Raw genomic sequence first — 24,614 nt, 5'->3', positions numbered from 1 at the left:
GGGCACAAAGACAAAGAAAGCAGGAAAACACAAGCTAAATTTGTGTGTACATCTTGTGGCACAAAATTAAACGCAGACATCAATGCTGCAAAAAATATTGAGGCAAGGGCTTTTGCCTCTATCCGTTAACGTGAACCATTGGGTTATGCGTTGGGTGAGAATCCCCTCTGCTTTAGCTTGGGGAGTAGTCAAAGAACTGATTATTGAATAACAGGGTTTTGAGTTTGATAAAATGAACGTAGAAATGCAAGCAAGGTAAAAATGCTTTCGTCTTTATTTATACTATTTCAGTAATACTAAGCCTCTATGGAAATCTATACAATTTATTTTGAGTTTGATTTGTAACTCATTGTTATACAAGCATATATTGCGGGGTGTGGCAACGATTTGATATAAAGGAAGGGGGGCGAAATCTTGTTTAGGGAGCGATCACGTTTCTTAAAATCTTAAGCCAACAACAATTACATCATCTCGTTGACTTGCTTCTCCCATATGATCAATCAATGCCTGATTTATTATTTCTTTTTGCTTTTCCATCTTTTGGTCTTGACATTCACTCAGTAACTTTTCGAATCTTTTACTGCCAAACTTTTTCCTGTTAGCATTATTTTGATCACAATAACCATCACTAGATAAATAAATAGTATCCCCTTTATTAAGAGTTAAATGATCTTGAGTAAATACAGGGTTGATTGAACCAATAGAGTGTCTTGAACCCTTTACTTGTTGTAGTTCATCACTATTATGAGCAAAAAGATACAAAGGGCGCTTGGCTCCGGCAAATACCATTTCTATTTGATCTTGTTTTTTTTCCCATGTTATGATCGCCATATCCATCCCGTTTTTATAACCTTTTTCTTTTTGAGATAACAGCGTTTCAATCTCTTCATTCAATAAAGTCAAAATAGTGGCAGGCTCTTTCACTTTATTGTCACGTACAATACTGTTCAGAGAACTATTACCCATTACAGCCATAAAAGCGCCTGGAACCCCATGACCAGTACAATCTACTACAGCCAAAGTAGTACGATTTTCGACCTTTACAAGCCAGTAAAAATCTCCACTAACAACGTCTTTAGGTCGGTATAAAATAAAGTGCTCTGGTAATAAATCATTTACTTTTTTTACTGTTGGTAAAATTGCTCGTTGTATAGTAAGTGCAGCTTTGATACTTTGTTGAATATGATGATGTTGCGCATTGAGTTGGGTGTTTTTTTTCTCAATATTATCACGCTGAGCCATTATTTCTTCCTGCTGCTGATAAAGTTCTTCATTTTGGGAAGTAATTTCAAAGTTTTGCTCTTCAATTTGAGCCTTTTGTTTTTTTAGTTTGCGTCGATTCCTGTTGGTAATAAACAACATAAACACTACAAGCCCTAAAATACAGACCACTGAGATGATAATTCCGATCGCAAACCTGGCTCTTTCTTTTTGCCGTGTAATTTCTTGCTGCTGAAGTTTCTTTTGGCTTTGTAGTAAAGCCATTTGTTTTTGGTTTTCTTTAGCTTGAAGTTTTTTTTCAGCTTCTTTTCTTTCTAGTTCAAGAGCTGCCTGTGTTTTGGCCTTGGCCAGAGTAGCTTCTCTCAACTTACCTTGGCTAATAAGTAAAGCTTGTTGTTGACGTACTTTCTCTAGTTGAGTGCGTTGAGCATTTGCCAGACTCAATTCTTGCGCTTTTTTTAGCAAAGCCAGCTCTTTTGTTTGAAGTTTTACAAGATTATTTTTCAACTCTAAATCTTTTTTTTGTTTTTCCTGAGAATCTTTTAACTCTTTGAGTTGGCGTTGTTCAGCTAACACTCTTTTGATACGGGCTTCTTGTTGTTCCATTAGTTTAAGGTTTTGAGAAGCTGCACGTTTTAATTGTTGCTTTTCCTGCTCTAGTTTTTTTTCAATCTCCAGGTATTTATCCTGGTAATCTCGTGCTCTTTTTTTGTTTTCTTCTGCTTTGTAAATTCTCGAAAGCAAATCATAACTAATTAGTAGTATAGACCAGGCTTTTTTTGAGGAAGCAATTTCTATAGCTTTTTCTACTACATTAAGGGCTTGGGGGTTGTTACCTGACAAGTAATAATTTGCTCCCAGGTAATTATAAATTTCTGCTTGCTTAATTTCCCGAGGCTCAGTCATCTTTAATGCTTGCCTGAAGTATCTCTTTGCTTTGCTAAAAGATTCGATATTTGTGTAAGCAACACCTGTATTGACTAACAAAGTAATTTTGTTGCTCTGAGGTAATTTGGTTATTTTTTGTTGGGTAAACTCAGTTGAAAGGTTGAAGTAAGAAAGCGCTCCTGGAGCATCTTTTTTTCTTTGGTACAAAAATCCTAAATCATTGTATATTTCAGATACCCTTACAGAGTTTTGCTGTTTTTGAAAATGCTTAAGCAGCAATGATTGATACCCAATAGCTTTGGTATAATTTTCTGTAATAGTGGCTATCACTGCTAATTGTTCAATTATTTCTATTTCCTGCTTTTTTTGCCTTTTTTTTCTATAATTCGCTATCAGTATTTCATAGAAAACCTGCGCTTGTACATAGTCTTCTAGAATAGTGTAACCATTGGCTAGTTCTTCAATTATTTTATAACGATTATCCTGGTAGTTGTTTTTTTTCTGTAGCTTATATGCCTGACGAAAATATTGAACAGATTTTTGAGTCAAATTCTGTTTTTTATAAAAATACCCTAGCAGGCTATATACAGTAACTAGATGCTTCTCAGCATTAAAGCTTTGGCATAGGTTTTCGGCTTGTAAATAATAAGTAAGGGCTTCTGATAGTTTATTGGTTTGGGTATAAAGTTTACCAAATAGCATCAATGTTTTGATGTTTTCTTCTACAGACAAATTAGTCTCTTCAAATTTAAGGGCTTTTGTTCCATACTCTTCTGCTCGAGCGTATTGTCCTTGCTCAATAGCCTTGGCAAATTGTTGATTCAGTTTTGCAATTTTCAACGAATCAGATAATTTTTGTTGAGTGTTAGGTTGACCAATAAGACTATGAATGTTCAATAAAAATATAAACCCTAATACACTATATAGTCTAATATGTTGATAATGAAATTTCATGGAGTGTTACAGATTAATATTAATTCCAAAGAGGTATAAACCCGATATAGTGTCAGCAAAAGCATATTCTTGTTGGGCAGAATTAAGTAGGTTCCTAACATTGATAAATACGCTGTGTTTTTGCCATACTTTGTAAGATATTTTGCTGTTTAGCAACATACGGGTAGGAATATACACCTGGCCATATGTGGTATTAAACTGGTATCCTTCATAAAAATGACCTTGGATATTGACGTTGAGTTTGCTTAAGAATCCAGCATAATTAAGTTGAAACCCTCCGTAAAATTGAGGGGTACTTTGTAGATCACCACTTTGTAGTTCATCCAGAGTTTTAGCACTACGTTGTAATGTGATAAATCCTTCTATTTGAAATTTGTTAAACCAAGCCTGTAGCCGTGCTGTGGTGCCAGCTTGAACCAAGGTAGAGCGATAATTTTGAGCATCACCTTGGTTGACTATAGGTTGATAAACTGTATTAAAATCTAAATTACTGTAAAAAGTTGTAATAGATGTGTTGATATTCGAGACTATTTTCGCAGTCCAGCCTAATTCAAAAGATTGACTTTTGTTGGGGTTAATACCTGGTAATACAGAGCGAGTTGTCTGTTGGTGAAGCTGTCTTATCAATGCTGCACCTTCATTATAAGTATAAGCTCCTCTTATCAAGTGTTGATTTAACTTTAAAGATGTGCTCAATTGATAAGACAAATAAATGGGTGTTATCTGTTCATATTTGTCTCCTCTAACTGACGCCATAATACGCCACTTAGGCAAAATATTAAAGTTTGCTTTTAAAAAAGTGTAGTAGTTTACAAACTGGTGTTGAGTAGGTCTTATAGAGTCAATAGGCCTTGTAGGAGTAGCTACTGAGCTTAAAAACCCTCCTCCTGAATGTAAGTCAACAGCTTTGTAACGGAAACGGTGATTGAGTGAGGCTTGAGTTTGCGAAAAGTTAAAATTATTTCCTGAATAACCTAAAGCATAATCTTTTTCGCCTTCATGGTGAGATATATTCAAGTGAAATTTATGGAAGTGCGTATTTAAGTTGATACCATATGATTTAGACTTTCTATGCGCCAAGGCAAGTGTATCATCTGTATAGATAGTTTGTGCCTGAGATTGTTGAAAAAATATCTGGGCAGATGTTGATAATTTGTCAGATGGTTTATAAAAAGTGAATGCATTTACTCCCAAACTTTCTCTAGCCAAAGTGGTATTTAAATTAGTTTGGGGAACATTTTGTTTGAAAAACCATAGAGAATCACTGACAACATTCCTATTTTCACTAAGTAAAAAGAACTCATCTTGTGAACGATTCATAAAGTGATAATTGCCTGACAAGCGAAAACGAAGCTTATCTGACAAACCAAAACTCAAATCTCCACGGTGAGCGCCAGATAAATTATTATTAGCCAGAGAGGGATTATCTGTTTTAGCCATCACTCCAGCCTGAGAATTTAGGTTGATTTTTAGTTCGTTGTCTTGCGGTACATGGGTAAAAATATGAATGACTCCATTGATAGCCATTCCTCCAAAAAAGACTACTGATGGGGTTCTAACAATTTCTATTCGCTCCACATCTTGAATATCTATGGGTAAGGTTTCCCAAGTAATGCCACCAAATAAATAATCGTATTGTGGTATATGATCAATGATGAGTAATATTTGTTGGTTGTGAACATCCTGCATTAAACCGCCAAGTGAATTGCTTTGGCGAATGTGTACTTCATAGTTTCCATTGGTTTTTTGTTGAACCAACAAACCAGGCGCAAGTCTTAGCGCTTCTGTAATATTTGTAACACCAGTTTTTTCGATGGTTTGACTGCTTATTACTGTAGCAGATACTGGAGCATCTGTAAATGATTCTAGCATTCTTGAGGCAGAATAAATCTTTTCCTTTTGAAGACCTTTAGCCTTCTTATAAAGCATGTCCTCACGTACTTGTAGTTGCCAGTTTTTCTTTCTGGTAATTACGTTTTGTGCAAATAAGGGCATGGTTGATACCCAACACAAAATGAACAGTAATTTAAACTTCATGTCCTTACTTATAATTCATAGTTCGTAAAAGTAAAGCGAGTAGTTATTTTAGTATTCATCGATTATGGACTCACATTACTGTTTGTTAATAGCACTTGGCATTCAGGAATTTGCTTGGATTTTATTCGCTAGTTTTACACCTATTAGTTATTTAGGTATGCTTGCTGCTTTTTGGGGTTGAAGTGATCTAAGAGTAAGCGATGTTTAGTTTTACTTTGTTATGATTGTCTGACCTTATGTATGCATTAGATATATGGGTTTTTAAAAAGTACCGTCCTTACTTCGGTTGTGTGTCTCCACCAATTGATAAATCCCGCTGTATGGGGCGAACGAAACCCTAAAATGAGTTGTTTTTTAGGCTTTTGAGCAGTTTGATTTAGCTTTGCTGAGCTCCCTATGGTCAGTTGTGGAGACACAAATCAGGGTGAAAAATAGTAGGGTAGAGTATTGAATGTTTTAGTAGTCTACTAAAACTGTATTACAATCTGAAAAAATAAATAAAACACTTTTAATTTATGTTTTATTTTGGTTTAATCGTGATTAAATTTTGATAAAGTTTGCCAATAAATTACCAATTTCTTCTTCGATTTGGCAATGCAATTGTACAGGCCTTATTTTTCATAAAGCTCTTGCCCACTTTCTGGTCTGCTACCCAACAGTGTAATGATATGTAATAGCCAAATTAGGAATACCCTCTTCTTGCGGCTGATGAGGGGTCGATTGATGGTTGTAGTCCCTACCAAGGGACTACAACAAACCTCTCAGAAACTATTAGATGGTGTTATATGAAATGCCACCTCTCAGTGCCTAATTAAAAAGAGTCTTAGTTCCCACAATTATCTAGGTAATACTTTGTAGAATTATGACCTTCTTGATTGTGAGCTACTCCAATATTAGTGTAATAAAAGAGGTATATCTGTACTGCAGTCAAAATTGTACCTTGTACATCACCACTATCTAAAATCTCTTCTCTAGTATTATTTCGGGTAAACAAAAACCAGTTTCTATCATTGCGAGTAGTCTTGATATAATAAGCTAAATCTTGATTGAATAGTGCGTAAGGAGAAAGTTGGTCATCATAATTATACCGCTTGATCGTTGTCCCATGTTCATTGGTTACTTCTACTACATTACCATTCGCATCATAAATATAGTCATGGTGTCGCCAGATTGGACCAGTTTTATTTACGTTTCTGTACGAAATCCATTGAGTGCGTTGCCCCAGACTATTATAAGCAAATACCCAATATGCCTTTACTGCCCCTGAATTTACCCCGTATTGTGTGATAGTCTTTACTCTCCCGTTCTCATAAACATACCTAAATTCCTGATGTGTGAAGCTTCCAGTAGACAAATAGACCACCTTGTTTATAGTCCCATTTGCATGGTAGTGAACAGTATGGCTTCGAAGGTCACCTTGTAAGTATTGAATGATTTTAGAAACCCTGCCTTGACCATCGTATTCAAATGATTGTGAGTATGTTGCCGGATTACCACCAACCGCGTGTTCCAACTTTAGTACCCTACAACTTGTACTCACTGCTGGTTGTACCTCTATGACATTAGAATAGCCCGAAATTTTTGTTTCTTGTTTAGCACGTAAGCGATAATAATAAGTAGCTCTAAAATCAAGGCCTGTTACCTGATGCGAGGTACCCATCACTTCCTTGGCTTGGTAACCTGCATGAAATTGGGTAAAATTCTGATCTAATGCCACATCCAGCAAATAAGTATTCACATTAGCTTGACTTTGCCATTGTGCTACAAAGCTGTAAGCTTTAGATTCATTGGCGGCTACCGCAATAGGGGCAGGTAAAGAACTCGTAGTCACTGTGATAGTATTTGAATAGGCAGAAGCTGCATTGAGCCCTTGTACTTTTATTCTGTAATATACCTTCGTATTAGGCAAAAGACCGTCTACTGTAGCAAAATTATCAATGATTTGTTTGGACTGATAACCAGTAATAGTTTGGGTAAAGTTGGCATCCAATGATACATCCAATAAATACAATGAAGCATTGTCTACCTTTTGCCAGTTGGCCTGAAAACTATTGGGCTGTATGTTGGAGGCTGCTGTAGCTACTGGTGCAGTCAAGTTGCTAGTGGTGGCTAACATAATATCAGAATGATTTGAGGTAATTTCACCATTCATTGCCCTTACTCGGTAGTAATAAGTTGTATTGGCATCTAAGTCTGCAATCACCAAGGTATTGTTCCCAACAGTACGATCATTGTAGTTTGCCAATATCGAGTTAAATAAAGGGTCAGTTGCCACATCTATACGATAGGAAGTAGCCTCTGGCATGCTTTTCCAATTGGCCGAAAAACTAGTCAACTGGATATTGGTTGGCTCAAGTACTTCTGGAGTGGCCAAAGTACTCGTGAAAACTGTTTGTACATTAGAAGCCTCAGAAATAGAATTGGATTGTTTTACTTTGATTCTATAAAAGTATTTTTTATTTACTTCAAGATCCTTCACCAACAAGGTAGTATCCTCTTCCACTTCCCAATCTTTATATTGGCCATACATATTATTAAAGTTTTCGTCTGAGGCTACATCCAACAAGTAAGAAGTAGCCTCAGGTATTTTTTTCCAATGTGCCCTAAAGCTGGTAGAGGTAGCTTCAGTAGCTCCATAAGTGACAGGTGTATCTATAGAAGCAGTTGCTACTTGTATAATATTTGAGCTTTTTGATCCTTGATTGGAAATAAGTGCTCGGACTCTGTAATAATAAGTAGAGCTGGCCTCTAAGCCTGTAACCTTTAAAGAGACCCCTTCTGTAACCTTTTTGCTTGTGTAGTTGGGTAGGGGGGCATTAAAATTCTCATCAGTTGCGACATCTATCTCATAACCCACTGCCCCTGTTACTTTGTTCCATTTAGCTGTGAAACTATCAGACCCTACTTCTGTTGCTTCTAAGGCGGTTGGACTTGGTAAAATAAATTCTTTTTCGAAAAAACGACACTCAGATAAAAGGACAACTAAACTGATTAATAATCCTCTTATAACAATATTATTATTAAGTATATTGACATTCATAACCTATACCTGCTTGATGTTTTATTGAATATTGATGATTTACTAGTAATAAAGTATGCGGTTATAGCTAGTCAATAGATAAAAATGCTTGTATTTAATGAATATACGGAATTAACTTCTGTTTATACCCTGTGAGCCTACTTTAGTAACCTTGGTGTAGCTGTAAGTTATGGGGTATAATGCAAACAATTGAATCAAAAGCCTATTCAAATGATGAATAAACAACAGCGATAAAAAAGAAAATATTGAAGTATCTAAAACTGTTGTAAAATAATGTGTCCCTATAGGATATATAAAAAGGGTAAGTTATTGCTTGTATTTGTTGTAAATCTTGCAGGAAAAAGTACTTAGACTGGGTAGGAGTGGATAGTTTTATATCATCATCTGGCAAAGCATAAGAAAGATGCCTTCCATGCGAATATAACGAAATACTTTAACAGTAAGTATGAAGTCTTGATGTAAGTATTTGTGTTTAAAACACAGCATGGCTACGATAGAAAACAATGGCTATAGCTTTATTGTCCAAGTTTTCACCCTACTGTACATGGTTTTACAAGAGAGTACAAACTCCCTTTATTTTCACCCAATCAGGTGGCTTATTATTGTGTGTTTTTTCTTTGACAAAGATCCAAAAAGTTCAAATATTTATCATTATCTTCTCTACATAAGATAATCCCTTTTTGAACACAGAGGCATAAGGGTAGCTAGTACCTTAAACATAAAGTAAATGCGCCATTTATTTTGGATGAGTTTTGTTTTCTGACGAACTTCAAAATCACGCAGAGTTAGTTTACAATTCCGATGCATATCGCATTGATCAGGGCTTAAAATTCCGCCTGTAAAAACCAGCTTCAAGTTATGTTGAATCACAATTTTTATGGAATCGTTCAAAACTCTTTGCTCGTTTTTATGCCACTTTTTACGAATATTAGCCCCAGTGGGGCGAAACCTTGGTAGAAAAAATAAACGAAACGGGACACAGCTCCGTAGGAGTTGCGCCTAAAAGAGTCGTTTTTGATGATTTTGACGGCATTTTAAGTGTTCGTAAAATTAAGCTTTGACGCATGCGATGCATATCGGAACCGGAGCTACGCAAGTTTTTTTAAGTAAAGTCAGTGGGCAAAAATCGCCGAAATAATGTATCAGGTATTTAGAGGCTGAGGTATTAGTCATAATCTAACAATTACTTATGCTTGATTTACATTACCTTTGTTACCTCCTACTAAACCAAAGAGATACACACAATGAATATGTTATCTATACTTACCCCCGAAGAAATTGAACGTTATGAAGCTGACGGTTTTTTAGTGCTCGAAAACTTCACTAATTCTGAACGTATTGCTGCCCTCAAAGCAGCTGCTCAGAAAATTATCGACGATTTTGATATGGATACAGTGTCAGTGTTTAGCACCGAAGACCAACGTAAACTATCTTCAGACCTTTACTTTTTAGAAAGTGGCGACAAAATCCGTTGTTTTTTCGAGACCCATGCTTTTGACAATAAAGGAAAGCTCATCAAAGACAAACAACTTGCGATCAATAAGCTAGGGCACGCCATGCACGACATTGACCCGGTTTTTGAGGCTTTTTCGTATGTTCCTGAGCTCTGTCAAGCAGCTATTGACTTGGGTTTTGTTGATCCTATAGTTGCCCAAAGCATGTATATCTTTAAGCAACCGAACATTGGTGATAAAGTAAATGCCCACCAAGACAGTATTTTTCTGAATACCGACCCTGCGTCTTGCACTGGTTTTTGGTTTGCGCTGGAAGATGCCACCCAAGAAAACGGTTGCTTGTGGGCAATACCCGGCTCGCACAAGACCTATCCAGTTACCCGTCATTTTCGTCGAAATGCTACTGGTAAGAGTACCGAGTTTGTGGGTGAAGAAACTCCCTGGGACTTATCACAAGCAGTGCCTTTGGAGGTAAAGGCAGGTACGTTGGTAATTTTGCATGGGGCTTGTGTGCATCTGAGTTATGAAAATCTTTCGCCCAAATCACGCCACGCCTATGCTATCCATGTAGTAGAAGGCAAAGATACTACCTGGCGTGCCGATAACTGGCTGCAGCGTTCAGAAGCCTTACCTTTCAGAAAAATGAAAGAGGTATCAGATTCATTGCCTTTGTTTATCTAAATTAGAGAACTATAAATATAAAAAAACCTCTATACGATGAATATAGAGGTTTTTTTGCTAAAAGAATCCTGCTTTATTTAAACCATCTATTTTACCTTGTGCCCCAAAGGTCCATCTTTTTTTATTAGGTGTTTGATGTCTTTGTACTTGAGTCTAACCATAGGAGGAGCAAGATAATAAGGACCAGCTTCATAACGATTGTACATAAACTCTATATGATCGCCCTCAAGTAAAAAGTTTTTGGCTAGTACAAACTTTTCGTTATCATTCATCGAATACCCGTGATCACTGATGGTTTTTCCATCCTCTATTTCATTTAATTTTCTAAAAACCTTTGTCGCTATCTTTTTCATTTCTGGCAAATAATTAGGCACCATGATATCGTTCAGGGTAAGCTCTTTGCCTGTGTTTGTGTCAAAGTGAGCAGTAGCTATAGAGCTAAACCCATGGGCACCTCCTCCGTAGCCTTCTGACGAATAAATCACGCTGGCTATGCCGTTGTTCTCTCTCACGCTCAAATCACTTTTAGTATACCAAGTACTATTGGCACTATGGCTTTTTACAGCCTCCGCAAAGCTTTGTACAAAGTTGTTGGCGGCTTTGGTTACATCTGCCTCTGTTTTTAGTTCTTCACCAGTGCCTATACTCAGCAGGCTGATAATTTTTTTGTTCATTTTTTCTTGTAGCTCAACCGAGGGTGCTTGGGTCACCTTTACATAGTCAAACGACATATAAGGGCAATCACCCTTCTTGCTTTTATAGTTACAGTTTTGGTAGGTTTTCACCACTTGTCTTTTTTCTGTTTTTATTTTTCGTGCAAGTGGCAAACGCTTAACTTCTTTATATGATACTATTTTGTAATTATCGTCAAATTCAATCTCCGTAAGTACACGAGCTTGGTACCCTTCCCAGTTGATGTTCATGGGTACACGAGCTGTTTTGCCATTTACTTTTAGCTGGTCTACCTCGGCATGATAGTCTATAAAACTTTTTGTGGGTAAAAAACGCTTAATTTCTTTGGCTAATGCTTCGTTGGTAGTGTTTTTCATGCCAATGTATTGTGTTACATTATTAGCAAATAAACTTTTAATCTCCATATAAGCATAACTATTGAGTTTGTCACAGTAACTTTGGATTACTTGAGCCTCTTTAGAGGCTGATACACTACTGTTACTATTGCCACTACTTTCGCTACTTTGTTCACTTTCATTTGAGGTGTTGGAACTTGTTGAATTATTCTTTTGCGCAGAAGTATCGGTAGAGTCAGCATTTTTAGATTTGCCACCACCACCACAACTAGCCAGCCCTACGAGTAGCGCCCCGCACATCATTAAAACATAAGTATACTTTCGCATCATGAGTTGTATTTTAGATTTATAGATTGATTTTCAGATTGATTCTTTTCCTGAGTATTTGAATCAGGGATTGAGCAAGCTTGTTTTTTAAAATAATAAGCGCTTCTTGAAGTTCTCATATTTAGTACATTGTAAACTAAATATTTTATTTTAAGCACCATATTTTTCGTGAAGCAATTTGCCCAAGGTTACAATGTCATCATAGCGCGCTAATACATTATGCCAGCGTGGAGGCACTTTTTGCACACCGTAATACAAACCCGCCAAACCACCGGTAATGGCCCCTGTCGTATCAGTGTCGTGCCCTAAATTTATTACTGAAAGCACTGCTTGGGCGTAACTGTTTTCAGTAAGAAAACACCATAGACTAGCCTCCAACGCTTCTATCACATACCCACCAGACTTAAGGTCAGAGCGAGGTGTTGAGCGAATATCTTGTATTATTGATTTATCGAAATGTTTTTTTTCCTGGTTGGCAAACCCACTTGTTTCCCAGAAATTCATTATATCTTTTCGGGTATGTTCATAAGCCAACAGTTTGTCTTTGCCTGTTAATAAATGCTCGCCTAATTTAAGGTATATCAGGCAACTCATGGCTGCTCTGATATGGCGGTGTGTCAAAGCCGATACCTCCCAAATAATGTTAAATTGAGTCCGTATGTCTTTGCCTTTGATGTAAAATAGCAATGGCATAATGCGCATCAATGACCCATTGCCATTTTCGAGGTCATCTCCCAAGCCTTTTTGCTCGTTCAGTGCTTCAGGTACGCCATTTTCCAGAAAAGACTTAAGCCTGGCAATGGCTACCGCAGTAATACGCCCAATGTCAAACAACTTGCCTCGGGCTGTCCAGCGGCTTTGGTACCTCCAGGCAATAAACTCTTGGGCAATGTTTGCCAAGTCATACCCTTTCGTCAAAGACTCAGCAAGGCATAGCGTCAGTGATGTATCATCTGACCAAGTGCCTGCCAACTGATTATGTGTGCCATACCCTATCATATCTACTGCTGGGGTTTCTTTCATTTGGTGGCTTCGCTTAAACTCAAAAGGTACACCGAGCGCATCGCCCATGGCTACCCCTAGTAGCGCATTTATCACCGGATTGGTTTCCATATTATTTCAGTTGTTTTTTTATCTCTTCAATTGCCCGCATGAGTTGAGGGTCTTTATGTTCCACGCGATCTTTAAACGTGTTTTTTACTGAAATATCAGGGGCAACTCCTTCGCGCTCCAGGTTTTTACCCGCAAGGGTATAACACCCCCACGAAGGCAAGCGATAGAATGAGCCATCAACCAGTGATTTACCTGAAGTAAAAATAATCCAGCGATAAGTTTCTGTTCCGATGATTTTGCCTAATTTGAGTTGTTTAAAACCCGCAGCAGTCATTTCAGCGTCGCTCAACGATTGTTGATTAATCAAAAGTATCATAGGCTTGGCTGCTGGAGCAAAATTGGGCTGAACTGCAAAAGCCCCTTCACGGTATTTCCACTTAAGGTAAGGACGTTGCGATAAAAACTTTAATACATGGTCATGTACATTTCCTCCTGTATTATATCGCAAGTCCAGAATCAAACCTTTGCGGTTGTAGGCTTCTGCAGTCATGTAGTTCAAAAACCGTTGTAGCTCACCATTGCCCATATCACGCATATGCACATAAGCAATTTGGTGGTTACTTATACTGTCTACTATATGTTTGCGTTGGTCTTCCCATTCCTGATACAGTTGTCTTCTCAAAGATTTGGACGATTGTACATGAAGCCTTACTTTTATTTTTTTGCGTTTTCGTTGAAGTGTCAAAGTTATTTCACGATCATAAGAAGGCTTGCTAAAGTATTTTTCCCGGTTGTGACCAAGGTTTATTTTTTGCCCATTTACCGCTACCAACACATCTCCAGGTCTTATGTTTTTGCCTGTCACATCGGCAGGGCTACGTTTTACAATCTTGCTTATTTTATAGGGGTTGGTTTTGTCAAATAGTAATCCGGTAGTGAGGGTGCGACTTTCATAAAAAACGGTTTCTTCTATACCAAACGACTTAAAACCAAGATGAGAAGCGTTGAGTTCTCCCAACATATCATTCAGCAAAACCCTTAGGTCATTGCGATTGTGTACATGGGGCAAGAATTTTTCGTACTTTTTTTTCATCTGTTGCCAGTTTATCCCATGAAAAGTTTGGTTATAAAAGTTTTCTTCCAGGTTTGCCCACAATTCATAAAACATTTGTTTGAATTCCAAGGCAAAGTTTTTTTGAAAACTATGCGCCAACGTAATACTCGACATGTGGTTACCACTCATTTTATACACACGCCCAAAAGTAAGCAAGTAGATACGCCCCTTTACTTCTCGGATGTTGTTGAGACTAAAGGTACGACTGCCTTTTATTTTGCTGGTTTTAGGCTTTTCAAAAGGTTTATATACCTTTTTCCAAACCTGAAAAGTGGTGCCTCGTTCGTGGTTTGAGGTAAACAATACTTGAGTAGCTTTGCCTTTTTGGGTCACATACACACTTGCTTGTGTACCACTGCGAGGGCTTACCAGTTCCAGGCGTGACCACAAATCAGTAAAATTGATACTTACTTTGGTTTTTTTAGACTGTTTCTTTTTCCTTCTTTTTTTCTTTTTATCAGTTTCTTTGCCTTTTTTCTTTTTCTTGTCAAACAGCTCATCAAATTTCTCAGATTTAAACTCAGTATCAAATTTGTCTAGTGCCAGCCTGTATACATGGGTGCCATTGGTGATGCCATAAGGGTAAAAAGGGCGGGAGCGATTAGACACAAAATAAATATATTTGCCATCGGGTGACCAGCGTGGTGATACTTCAGAAATTCCTGTTTTGGTAAGCTGTACCAATTCTTTCTTTTTGATATGATACAAAAAAATATCCCGCTCAAAATTGCGGTAAGCTGTATAAGCAATGTATTGGCCGTCGGGCGAAAATACGGGCAAATCGTTTTGAAAACCCCATAATTCGTCTTTAGCTACTATTTCATTTTTGAACGATCGTAAATTAATTATCCTTACTTCATTGCGACCACTTAAATATACCGCCTTGCTTCGGTCACTATTAAAGCTCAATAAACGATTGTTTTGTTTATCAGCAGTAAGTTGCTTTTCTTGACCTTGACCGTTGGCATCAATGATAAACCAATTCAAGTATCCCCCTACTGTTTGACTAAACAAAAGGCGTTGGCTGTTTTTGAGCCAGTGTACCTCTACTACCCGGTCGTCAGGCTTGGTAGTTATTTGCCTTATATACTTTCCTTTAATATCTGATACAAATAATTCACCCCTTGCAACAAACGCAATTTTCTTGTGATCAGGTGCTATGTCATAAGCCTTGATAAACCCTTGAGTACGAAAGGTTATATCTTTTTTGAGGGTGTTGTTTTTATATATTTGGATGTCTAATTTTTGGTTTTGCCCTGAAGCCACCTCGTAAATATACAATTGATAATCTTTTTCAAAAATTACCCGTTGCCCATTGGCACTCACAAAAGGACGCTTGATCGCATCATCAAATTTGGTTAAAGCCGTTTTTTGCCCATTCCTAAAAGTATACAAATTATATTCTCCGGTGTTTTCATCAGATGCAAAGTAAATATTCCCTTTTTGGTCTAGGGTAGCCCATAAGTCCTTCCCCTTGTATTGGGTGTATTTTTTATAGGTGTTCGTTTGAGGGTTATAAGACTGAATGTCAGGGTTAAATGCTCCTTTATACCGTTTTCGCTGAATAAAAGCTTTGCTTTCCCAGCCTTCATTAAAAAACAACTCACCACTGATAGGATGCTCAAACAGGTTGTGCACAGTATGAAAGTAATGATCAAATACTCGTTGGGGAGTACCCCCTTTGGCAGCTACCTTGTAGGTACTATATTGGTTGTAGCGATTAGAGGAGAAATAAATCCATTGAGAGTCCCACGACCACGACTCTACATGGTCAAAACTGTCATAAAAAGTAAGTTGAACAACTTCACCCCCCTTCATGGGCATCAAAAACACATCGGTGTTGCCATACTGACTTGCCGAAAAAGCCAACCATTGACCATCGGGCGATATTTTGGCGCGGGTTTCCAGCCCTTGCATGGCTGTGATACGGGTCGCTGCCTTTGGCTGTTGATCAAGGGGGAGTTTCCAGAGATCCCCTTCATAACTAAATATAACCGTGTTGCCGTTGGGCGATAGGGTAGGGTAGCTCGTAAAATAAGCCTCTGACGTTTGAGCGCATAAGCGGGCTGTCAGCAAACAGTAGATGACAAGAAAGTATAAGGTCTTTTTCATAAGGCTACTCAGGTGTATGATGGCTTTACAACTACGGTAAAAAATGTTTGTTTTCTGGTTTTGGGCAAAACACCCACTAAGCCAAAGCATCAAATACCTAAATAAAATCATTTCATCTCAAAAAAAGAACAATCATTATATTTACTTTCTCTAAAGTATATTTATACCAACCGTATTCCCATGAGTAGCATATCATCTCGTTGCTCAGTATCTGCCATATACCTGTCTAGTATCTTATCTAAAGCCTTCTTTTGTTGAGGCAATGATTGGTGGTGGTATTTTAATAAAATATTTTTAAGCCTTGTTGAAGTAAAATTGCGGCGAATATGATTGTTTTGATCAGCTATGCCATCAGTACTTAGGTAAAGTACACTCCCCTTGGGTAAAGTAATGTGGTGGTTGTGAAAGCAAACCTTGCGGTTATTATAATTAGCTCCAATAGAAAAGCGGTCTGCATTTAATTCTAAAATTTGTGCTGGTTGCTCATCTTTATTTATGTAATACAAGGGGCGTTTGGCGCCGGTAAAGACAAGGTCATAGCTGGTAGCATTACTTGGGTTAATCATCAATAAACCCACATCCATTCCATAGGCATAACCAGTCTCATCGGGGCGTAGTGCTTGCCTTACTTCATGGTGTAGTTGCAGTAAAATATCGGCAGGCATTATTTTATTTTTATCTCTCAATACATTATCAAGCAAGGTGTTGGCAATCAGTGACATAAAAGCGCCTGGTACTCCATGTCCGGTACAGTCAATGGCAGCTATATACAAGCGTTGTTGTATTTGGTTTACCCAATAAAAATCACCAGACACCACATCGCGGGGGCGGTAAAGTAAAAAGTAATCTTTCATCAGACTTTTTAACTTATTGTGGTGGGGCAGCAAGGCATTTTGAATAGCAAAAGCAGCCCTGATACTACTTTCTACCTGGTGGTTACGCTCTTCCAATGCCCTGTTTTTTTGTTTGATAGCATCTCTCTGATTGGCTATTTTGTCGCTTTGTTGTTGTAATACTTGATTCTTGGTAATAATTTCATCCTGTTTACCCTGAAGCTGAGCATTTGCCTTACGTTTTATTTGCACATTCCGGTACAATACCGTAGCCAGTATTACCAGCATAATCAACGCAAAGCCAATAAAAAGATTCAATGTATGTTGCCGGGCAATGGTAGCTTCCTTTGCCTTATTTTGGTTGGTCAACAAGACTATTTTATTGCGTTGCTCACGAAACTTGTATGCCAACCTCAGCTTGATCAACTTGTTTTGTACCTGTCGTCTTCGTAGTGAGTCTTTTACCTCCAGGTAAAGCCACAAATAGTTGTTGGCTTTATACGGCTGATTGGTCGCCTCCATCAGCTTTGTCAAACCTAGATAAGCTCGCTCTTTTGCTTGGTATACACCATGAACATTAGCTATAGCAAGGGTACTGTCATAGTGTAGAAGTGCTTTGTTGTATTTTTTCTGTTGAGTATACACATTGCCCAAATAAGCCATCACATTGGCAAGACTTCTCCATATTTTATACTTGTAACTCATCTGAGCATCCAGTATATAGTTTGCTTCTGCTTGTTGGTAGTTGCCCTGTTCATAGTGCAGTGTACCTATGTTACCAGTCATGATACCAATCCAGGCAGAGTCTTTTTTTTCAATAGCAAAAGCCAAAGCCTTGTCATAATAAAAGCGGGCAGAATCAAATTGCTTCATATTTCTAAAAACCAATCCTATAGCATTCCATGAGTTGATGATTTGTCGTTCGTGCATCTTATCCTTCCCCCATTTGATGGCTTTTCTAAACTCGGTAGTTGCTTTTTGATAATCCTCATCCTGATAGTGCTTCAAAGCCACATAATACAAAGCATCGCCAGTATTGGAAGTATCTTTAAGGGCAGAAAACACCTCATAAGCTTTTAAGAAACTGATCAATGCCTCATCGTTTTGGTGCTCCCTATCGAATATTTTGCCTTGTTGCAAATAAATACGGGCCTCTAGATTCTTCATTTTCCACTCAGTAGCTTGCCTCCTGGCTTTAGAGAGCATCTCAATCCCTTGTGCTATCCAGCGTTGGTCTACATACATATTGGCTATATACTGCTGTGCTTTTAGGTACATCCATTGGTCATCTAAGCCATTCACAGTAGTGGCAATGCTTCTCAATTGCTTTTTGACTGTGCTGCTGTCTAAATGATGAAGCAAAGCTTGTTGCTGAGCCATCAAGTGTTGAAACTTCTGTCGGTCTTTGATAACTTTTAGCTTCGTGTTTATTGCATCTAACCGTTGTAATACACCTTCTTGTTTTGCTGCTTTACTCAAAGGCACTTGCCCTTGTATTGTATCAATTGGCAGTAGCAGGGCTAAAAGACATAAAAGAGTTACCTTCATATTGCAGCGTTAGTAAGATGTTCAATATAAGTTATCACCGCTATCAAAACAAAAATATATACGTGATAGGAATTGGTGTTGTACAGTTTTTTTTAAGTAACGCTATCTAATCAGGGCAAGCGCACAATGTCTGCGTTTAATTTGAATTTTTAAAAGCAAGTTAAACAAGTTCCATAAAAAAAACCACACTGGTCAAAGAACCAGTATGGTTTATCATAAACTATTATTAAAACTTGAGTTTTTGTGGTGGCTATACCAAGGTTTCTACCCCGTTAAGTATAGGCGTTGCTTGTTCTGTGCTTATTTTTTTTCCAGTATTGGCCACAAACACATTACGCTTATTCAGTTCATTTTTATATTTATACAAATCGCTCAGGCGAACGGTACCTATTACATAGTTAAAGTCAGTTCCTTGGTATTTTTCGCTGATCGTAATGAAGGGTAAAAGTTTGAAATCTTGCTCGTCATGGTAACGTAAATATATCTCTTGCACCTGCCCATAGCTTATTTTCAATGGCAATAAACCCGAACCTTTTTTAGCCAATGCTTTACGATATTCATATTTATACTCATAGCGATTTGCCGAAATATCAGACAAGACCGCCGAGCCAGTAGGGTGCCCACCTGCCCCTTTGCCTGTAAATACTTGCTTGCTTGAAAAAGCAGCTTCTACAATAGCCGCATTGTATTCATTTTCTACATGGTATAGGTAATGCCCTTTGCCCACAAAGTGTGGCATTACTGATAAGCTTACCTCGTGGTCGTTAATCTTCTCAATGCTGGCAAGCAATTTCAATTTGTATCCTTTCTCAATGGCAAACCGGATATCGTGCTCCGACAAAGATTGAATACCATAATTAAACACTTCATCAGGCTTGGCAATCACCCCATAAGCGTGCAAGGCTACAATACATAATTTATATAAAGGATCAAACCCCCCTACATCCAGGGTGGGGTCTGTTTCGGCAAAGCCCAAGTCTTGTGCTTGTTTCAAAGCGTTTGCATAAGACATGTTCTCCTGAATCACTTTTGTTAAAATATAGTTTGACGACCCATTGAAAATACCTGATACCGAAAAAACTAACTCATTGTCGTAGTATTCTTCTAGCGTACGAATAATAGGGATACAACCGCAAACTGCCCCTTCGTATAGCAACGATACGCCATGTTTTTCCTGCAGTTGCAATAGTTCCTCCAAATGTTCGGCAACCATTTTTTTATTGGCAGTCACCACATTTTTACCTCTCTTCAGTGCGGTAGTCACAATTTGGTAAGCCTCATCAGCATTGTCAATCAACTCTACTACAAGGTTGATATTGTCATCATCTAAAATAGATGAGGCATCATAAGTGAAAAAATGAGCTGGCAGTGATCGCTCCTTACTTTTATTTTTCACACAAATTTTTACTACTTCTGCCCTAAAGTTAGTTTTTTCCAAGATGTCATAAAGCCCTTGCCCCACACATCCAAACCCAAACATTCCAATTTTGTGCTGTTTATCCATGTCAATGTTCAACTAATTATATATTAAAGTATTGTTTAAATAGTTGGTCTGTTGAATGATCTCAGTAATCTTACTGGTCTCAATCAAAAAACCATCGTGTCCATACAGTGATTGTATCTCATAATATTGCGCCTGGGGTATGTGGGCTGCCAAAAACTTTTGTTCCGATACTGGAAACAATACGTCAGTATCTACCCCAATTACCACAGTACGAGCCTTTATACGTGCCAATGCCGCTTTTTCTCCGCCTCGTCCTCTCCCTACGTTGTGACTATCCATCGCTTTCGACAGTGTCCAGTAAGCGTAAGCATTGAATCTCTTCTGAAGTTTTTTGCCTTGGTATTCCTGGTAAGAAGTAGCTTTGAAGTTTTCTATTTTTGAAGTATCCTGATCGGTTTGTGTAGCCTTATACACCCCATAATGCCTATAAGACAGTAAAGCAATAGATCGTGCCACCTTTAGCCCCGCCATACCTGCGGTGGGTGTAGGTTGTTGCCACGAATGGTCATTTTCTATGGCCATTCTTTGCGACTCGTTAAAAGCAATGCCCCAGGCAGAATGTCGGGCATTTGTTGCCAACAACACCAAGTTTTCTATCACATCTGGTTGTATGATTGCCCACTCTATAGCTTGCTGTCCACCCATAGAGCCTCCAATGCAAACCTGTATTTTTTCTATACTTAAATGTTGTCTGAGTAAGTCCATTGCTCCCACAATGTCTCGGTTAGTAAGTATTGGAAACTTGTGGTAATAGGGGTGTTGGGTGTCAGGGTTTATTGACAAGGCATGGGTAGACCCATAGCAAGATCCCAGCATATTGGCACAAACAATAAAATGTTTTGCTGGGTCTATAGCTTGTCCATTACCTATGAGCCCCTCCCACCAATCATCAGCTTCAGCATTGGCGGTCAATGCGTGACACACCCAAACCACATTATTACGTTTACTATTGAGTTTACCCAGTGTTTTGTACTCTATGTTAAACCCGTGCAGACTTTCTCCTGATTCCAGTGAGTATAACCCCTGGTGTACAAATGTTGACATTGTTTTTTATTCAATCGTTTCAAAAAAAAGTGGCACATGGTCGTACCACTTTCGCTATTGCTCTTATATCAAGACTCTAACACTGCTTCGCCAAACACCTTGGCAAATGCTTGTTCGAAATCTCCTTTAATGTCGTCTATATGTTCTATACCTACCGATACCCTTAGTTGAGCCGGATGTACACCAGCTGCCAATTGAGCCTCATCTGACAGTTGTTGGTGAGTGGTAGAGGCTGGATGAATAATCAGTGTTTTAGCATCTCCTACATTGGCCAGGTGACTCACTAGTTCCAGGCTGTTTACAAAAGCTTCCGCTTTTTCTCTACCTCCCTTTACTTTAAAACTTAGTACCCCGCCAAACCCATGCTTGAGGTATTTTTTTGCCAGTTGGTGGTATTCACTAGTGGTTAGTCCTGCGTAATTTACCGACTCCACCTGTTCGTGTTGTGCCAGCCATTGGCTCAGTGCCAAAGCATTGTCTACAGTACGTTGTACCCTTAATGAAAGTGTTTCTAACCCCTGCAACAATAAGAAAGAGTTGAAAGGGCTAATGGCAGGTCCAAAGTCACGCAATCCCTCTACTCGGGCTCTTATGATATAGGCAATGTTGCCAAAAGGACTATCTGCCCCGAAAGTTTCCCAAAAGTTAAGGCCTTGATATCCCTCAGAAGGCTCTGTAAACTGCGGATATTTACCATTTCCCCAATTAAACTTGCCTGAGTCAATGATGACCCCACCAATGCTGGTACCATGTCCGCCAATCCACTTAGTAGCCGAAGCAGTCACAATAGAAGCCCCGTGCTCAATTGGACGGCACAAATAACCGGCAGCCCCAAAAGTATTGTCTACCACCAATGGCAAATCATGGCGTTGTGCCAATGCTGCGATTGCCTCAAAATCTGGCACGTTAAACTCTGGGTTACCAATAGTTTCTACATAAATAGCTTTGGTTTTTTCATCAATGAGTTGTTCAAAACTTGCCACTTTATCTCCATCAGCAAAACGCACTTCAATGCCTAAGCGTTTAAAAGCTACTTTGAATTGATTGTAGGTGCCCCCATACAAAAACGACGTAGATACAAAGTTTTCGCCTGCTTGTAATATATTATTTAGTGCAATAAATTGTGCCGATTGACCCGACGCAGTGGCCAAAGCAGCAACTCCTCCTTCCAGGGCTGCAATGCGTTTTTCAAACACATCGGTTGTTGGGTTCATAATGCGTGTATAAATATTGCCAAACTCTTTCAGGGCAAATAGGTTGGCTCCATGCGACGCGTCTTTAAAAGCGTAAGAAGTAGTTTGATAAAGAGGTACAGCACGGGCTCCTGTAGTAGGGTCTACCTCTTGTCCAGCGTGTAATTGAAGTGTATCAAAGTGATATGTTTTCGACATTGTATTTTAAATTAAGTGGATTTTGAAAGAATTTATGTAAAAGAGAAAAGTAGTGGGGTGTGATCTTATACTTTATGAAAACGCATGAAGATGACCACCAACCTTTTGACAGAGTAGGAATTAACAACAACAACATGCTCGGTGTAAAACACATAAAGCACTATTTCTTGTAGCCAAGAATTGAGAGTTAAAAAAAGAAAAGGTGAATAATGTAAGAGTAGATTGAATCATGTTGCTATTGATTTATCTTTCCTAATGAATAAATTAGGTAGGACTTAGCACCTTACTGTGTAGCAGGTTGCCAGCGCTTCATCGAGCCTACTCTCTCAGCGCTTCTTTATAAATCGATAAAGAAATTAAATTATTGGATTGATGAAATCATCATTTTCTTTATCACGAGCAAAATAAAGCGATAAGATGGGAGATTACAAATATTTGTTGAAAAGTTTTCATAAAAAAAGCGTTGGTGATTAATAAAATACCAACGCTGATTAAAATAATACTAATGATGTTTGTTTTCTATTCCACTGTCACCGACTTGGCAAGGTTTCGTGGTTGGTCTACATTACATCCACGCATTACCGCTACATGGTAAGACAATAGTTGTAAAGGTATGACCGAAATTAACGGAGTGAGTGCTTCTGGCGTTTTAGGAATTTCAATTACATGATCTGCTATATTTTTAATCTGAGTATCCCCCTCGGTTACTATGGCAATTACTTTTCCACGGCGCGCTTTCACTTCTTGAATATTAGATACTACCTTCTCATAACTACTATCTGCCGTAGCAATAAACACTACTGGCATTTCTTCGTCGATCAAAGCAATAGGCCCATGCTTCATTTCAGCAGCCGGGTATCCTTCGGCATGTATATAAGAAATCTCCTTAAGTTTTAAAGCTCCTTCGAGAGCCACAGGAAAGTTATAGCCTCGTCCGAGGTATAAAAAGTTGCGGGCATCTTTGAATACATCTGAAATATATTTTATCTGATCGTTTAACTTAAGGGCTTGTTCTACTTTGGCTGGAATTTTTTCAAGTTCAGCTAAAAACTCTCTGAATTTACTTTCAGAAATAGTTCCTTTTCTATGAGCAAGCATCAATGCCATCATAGTAAGCACAGTGATCTGTCCAGTAAAAGCTTTGGTGCTTGCTACGCCTATTTCGGGGCCTGCATGAATATAAGCACCAGCGTGTGTAGCCCTTGGAATAGAGGCGCCAACTACATTGCATACGCCAAAAATAATGGCTCCTTTTGATTTGGCAAGTTCTATGGCGGCCAGTGTATCGGCGGTTTCACCCGATTGAGAAATGGCAATCACTACATCATTTTCTCTGATAACAGGGTTTCTGTATCTAAACTCAGAGGCATATTCTACCTCTACAGGCACTCTCGCAAATTCTTCAAACAAATATTCAGCTACCAGCCCTGCGTGCCAGGAGGTACCACAAGCCACAATCATAATTCGGTCTGCACTCATCAAACGGTTAAAGTACTCAGTCAGACCGCCTAAATGTAAACGGTGTTTGTCAGCTACTACTCTTCCCCGCATGCTGGCCGTAATAGACTTTGATTGCTCAAATATCTCTTTTAGCATAAAATGCTCATAGCCTCCTTTTTCTATAGCTTCCAGCTCCATGTCAATGGTATGGATATAGGGAGTCTTAGGCACAGAGTCTATGTTTTTAATGCTTAATTGGTCATCATCTATTACTGCAATTTCCCTATCATCCAGGTAAATTACTTCATTGGTATATTCTACAATAGGGGTTGCATCTGATGCAATAAAATATTCACCTTTGCCCACGCCTATTACTAGTGGGCTACCCTTTCGGGCGGCAATCAGTTGTTTAGGTTCCTTGTGTGACATTACAACAATTGCATAAGCACCCACCACTTTTTGCAAAGCCAACCTTACTGCTTCTTCTAAAGATGTGTTGGAGTTTTTTTGAATATCTTCTATGAAATGAATCAACACTTCTGTGTCAGTATCACTGGTAAACTGGTGCCCCTTATTGACCAACTCCTGACGGATAGATTCATAGTTTTCAATAATTCCATTATGTATGATAGCTAAATCGCCACTGAAAGACTGATGAGGGTGAGCGTTAATGTCATTGGGCTCTCCGTGGGTTGCCCAACGTGTATGCCCTATTCCTATAGTTCCATCAAGGCGCTGTCCTGCAACAAACTCTTCAAGTTCTGCTACCTTACCTTTCTTTTTGTACACACTCAAGTCGCCATTGAGTAAGGCAACTCCAGCACTGTCATACCCTCTATATTCAAGTCTTTTTAGTCCTTTTAGGATTATAGGAAAAGCTTCTCTGTGTCCTGTATAAGCTACTATTCCACACATAAATATTAATTTTAGGTAGTTATTTATATT

The 24,614-nt window shown here is 38.5% G+C and carries 13 protein-coding genes, 1 pseudogene and 1 riboswitch; of the genes and pseudogenes, 2 read left to right on the top strand and 12 right to left on the bottom strand.

Annotation, left to right across the window (positions count from 1 at the left end; genetic code table 11):
• The coding region (locus Q0954_RS03575; protein WP_299453717.1) for a zinc ribbon domain-containing protein at positions 1-129 on the top strand (129 nt) is incomplete at its 5' end.
• A gap of 309 nt (positions 130-438) precedes the next feature.
• On the opposite strand, the gene Q0954_RS03570 is transcribed toward Q0954_RS03575, so the two are convergent.
• The 4 genes and pseudogenes from Q0954_RS03570 to Q0954_RS03555 form a co-directional block, all read right to left on the bottom strand.
• The gene (locus Q0954_RS03570) at positions 439-2,208 is read right to left on the bottom strand and encodes a SpoIIE family protein phosphatase (RefSeq protein WP_299453714.1); all 1,770 of its coding nucleotides are present in this window, start codon (positions 2,206-2,208) and stop codon (positions 439-441) included.
• Between the two features lie 405 nt (positions 2,209-2,613).
• Positions 2,614-2,811: pseudogene (locus tag Q0954_RS03565) on the bottom strand (tetratricopeptide repeat protein); the annotation flags it as partial.
• A gap of 258 nt (positions 2,812-3,069) precedes the next feature.
• Positions 3,070-5,058 (bottom strand): TonB-dependent siderophore receptor, encoded by a 1,989-nt coding sequence (locus Q0954_RS03560; RefSeq protein WP_299453711.1) that lies wholly within the window; start codon positions 5,056-5,058, stop codon positions 3,070-3,072.
• A gap of 865 nt (positions 5,059-5,923) precedes the next feature.
• The gene (locus tag Q0954_RS03555; RefSeq protein ID WP_299453708.1) at positions 5,924-8,140 is read right to left on the bottom strand and encodes a fibronectin type III domain-containing protein; all 2,217 of its coding nucleotides are present in this window, start codon (positions 8,138-8,140) and stop codon (positions 5,924-5,926) included.
• Between the two features lie 1,244 nt (positions 8,141-9,384).
• On the opposite strand from Q0954_RS03555, the gene Q0954_RS03550 reads away from it, so the two are divergent.
• Positions 9,385-10,275, top strand: coding sequence for a phytanoyl-CoA dioxygenase family protein (locus tag Q0954_RS03550; protein WP_299453705.1), 891 nt, complete (start codon positions 9,385-9,387; stop codon positions 10,273-10,275).
• An 86-nt stretch (positions 10,276-10,361) separates the two neighbouring features.
• On the opposite strand, the gene Q0954_RS03545 is transcribed toward Q0954_RS03550, so the two are convergent.
• The 8 genes from Q0954_RS03545 to glmS form a co-directional block, all read right to left on the bottom strand.
• Positions 10,362-11,633, bottom strand: coding sequence for an RsiV family protein (locus tag Q0954_RS03545; protein ID WP_299453702.1), 1,272 nt, complete (start codon positions 11,631-11,633; stop codon positions 10,362-10,364).
• Positions 11,634-11,780: 147 nt separating this feature from the next.
• Positions 11,781-12,743 (bottom strand): ADP-ribosylglycohydrolase family protein, encoded by a 963-nt coding sequence (locus Q0954_RS03540; RefSeq protein WP_299453699.1) that lies wholly within the window; start codon positions 12,741-12,743, stop codon positions 11,781-11,783.
• Position 12,744: 1 nt separating this feature from the next.
• Positions 12,745-15,909 carry a S41 family peptidase gene (locus Q0954_RS03535; RefSeq protein WP_299453697.1) on the bottom strand — a complete coding sequence of 1,055 codons (3,165 nt, stop codon included), beginning with the start codon at positions 15,907-15,909 and terminating at the stop codon, positions 12,745-12,747.
• Positions 15,910-16,070: 161 nt separating this feature from the next.
• Positions 16,071-18,290 (bottom strand): tetratricopeptide repeat protein, encoded by a 2,220-nt coding sequence (locus Q0954_RS03530; RefSeq protein WP_299453694.1) that lies wholly within the window; start codon positions 18,288-18,290, stop codon positions 16,071-16,073.
• Positions 18,291-18,540: 250 nt separating this feature from the next.
• Positions 18,541-19,794 carry a homoserine dehydrogenase gene (locus Q0954_RS03525; RefSeq protein ID WP_299453691.1) on the bottom strand — a complete coding sequence of 418 codons (1,254 nt, stop codon included), beginning with the start codon at positions 19,792-19,794 and terminating at the stop codon, positions 18,541-18,543.
• Positions 19,795-19,806: 12 nt separating this feature from the next.
• Positions 19,807-20,838, bottom strand: coding sequence for a homoserine O-acetyltransferase (gene metX / locus Q0954_RS03520; protein WP_299453687.1), 1,032 nt, complete (start codon positions 20,836-20,838; stop codon positions 19,807-19,809).
• Positions 20,839-20,906: 68 nt separating this feature from the next.
• A complete protein-coding gene (locus tag Q0954_RS03515) occupies positions 20,907-22,229 on the bottom strand; it encodes an O-acetylhomoserine aminocarboxypropyltransferase/cysteine synthase family protein (protein WP_299453683.1) in 1,323 nt (440 codons plus the stop codon).
• 240 nt (positions 22,230-22,469) lie between these two features.
• Positions 22,470-22,575: riboswitch (SAM riboswitch) on the bottom strand.
• Positions 22,576-22,748: 173 nt separating this feature from the next.
• Positions 22,749-24,584, bottom strand: coding sequence for a glutamine--fructose-6-phosphate transaminase (isomerizing) (gene glmS / locus Q0954_RS03510; RefSeq protein ID WP_299453680.1), 1,836 nt, complete (start codon positions 24,582-24,584; stop codon positions 22,749-22,751).
• Positions 24,585-24,614: the final 30 nt, after the last annotated feature.

Source organism: uncultured Microscilla sp., assembly GCF_947493425.1.
Classification (GTDB): domain Bacteria; phylum Bacteroidota; class Bacteroidia; order Cytophagales; family Microscillaceae; genus Microscilla.
The sequence above is the reverse complement of the archived record's forward strand: the minus strand, read 5'-3'. Positions and strand labels throughout refer to the sequence as shown.

Excerpts from the sequence above, each read along its gene's own strand:
- Q0954_RS03535 (WP_299453697.1), bottom strand. The coding sequence starts at position 15,909 with ATGAAAAAGACCTTATACTTTCTTGTCATCTACTGTTTGCTGACAGCC.
- Q0954_RS03550 (WP_299453705.1), top strand. The coding sequence starts at position 9,385 with ATGAATATGTTATCTATACTTACCCCCGAAGAAATTGAACGTTATGAA.
- metX (WP_299453687.1), bottom strand. The coding sequence starts at position 20,838 with ATGTCAACATTTGTACACCAGGGGTTATACTCACTGGAATCAGGAGAA.
- glmS (WP_299453680.1), bottom strand. The coding sequence starts at position 24,584 with ATGTGTGGAATAGTAGCTTATACAGGACACAGAGAAGCTTTTCCTATA.
- Q0954_RS03525 (WP_299453691.1), bottom strand. The coding sequence starts at position 19,794 with ATGGATAAACAGCACAAAATTGGAATGTTTGGGTTTGGATGTGTGGGG.
- Q0954_RS03540 (WP_299453699.1), bottom strand. The coding sequence starts at position 12,743 with ATGGAAACCAATCCGGTGATAAATGCGCTACTAGGGGTAGCCATGGGC.
- Q0954_RS03545 (WP_299453702.1), bottom strand. The coding sequence starts at position 11,633 with ATGATGCGAAAGTATACTTATGTTTTAATGATGTGCGGGGCGCTACTC.
- Q0954_RS03560 (WP_299453711.1), bottom strand. The coding sequence starts at position 5,058 with ATGCCCTTATTTGCACAAAACGTAATTACCAGAAAGAAAAACTGGCAA.
- Q0954_RS03530 (WP_299453694.1), bottom strand. The coding sequence starts at position 18,290 with ATGAAGGTAACTCTTTTATGTCTTTTAGCCCTGCTACTGCCAATTGAT.
- Q0954_RS03515 (WP_299453683.1), bottom strand. The coding sequence starts at position 22,229 with ATGTCGAAAACATATCACTTTGATACACTTCAATTACACGCTGGACAA.
- Q0954_RS03555 (WP_299453708.1), bottom strand. The coding sequence starts at position 8,140 with ATGAATGTCAATATACTTAATAATAATATTGTTATAAGAGGATTATTA.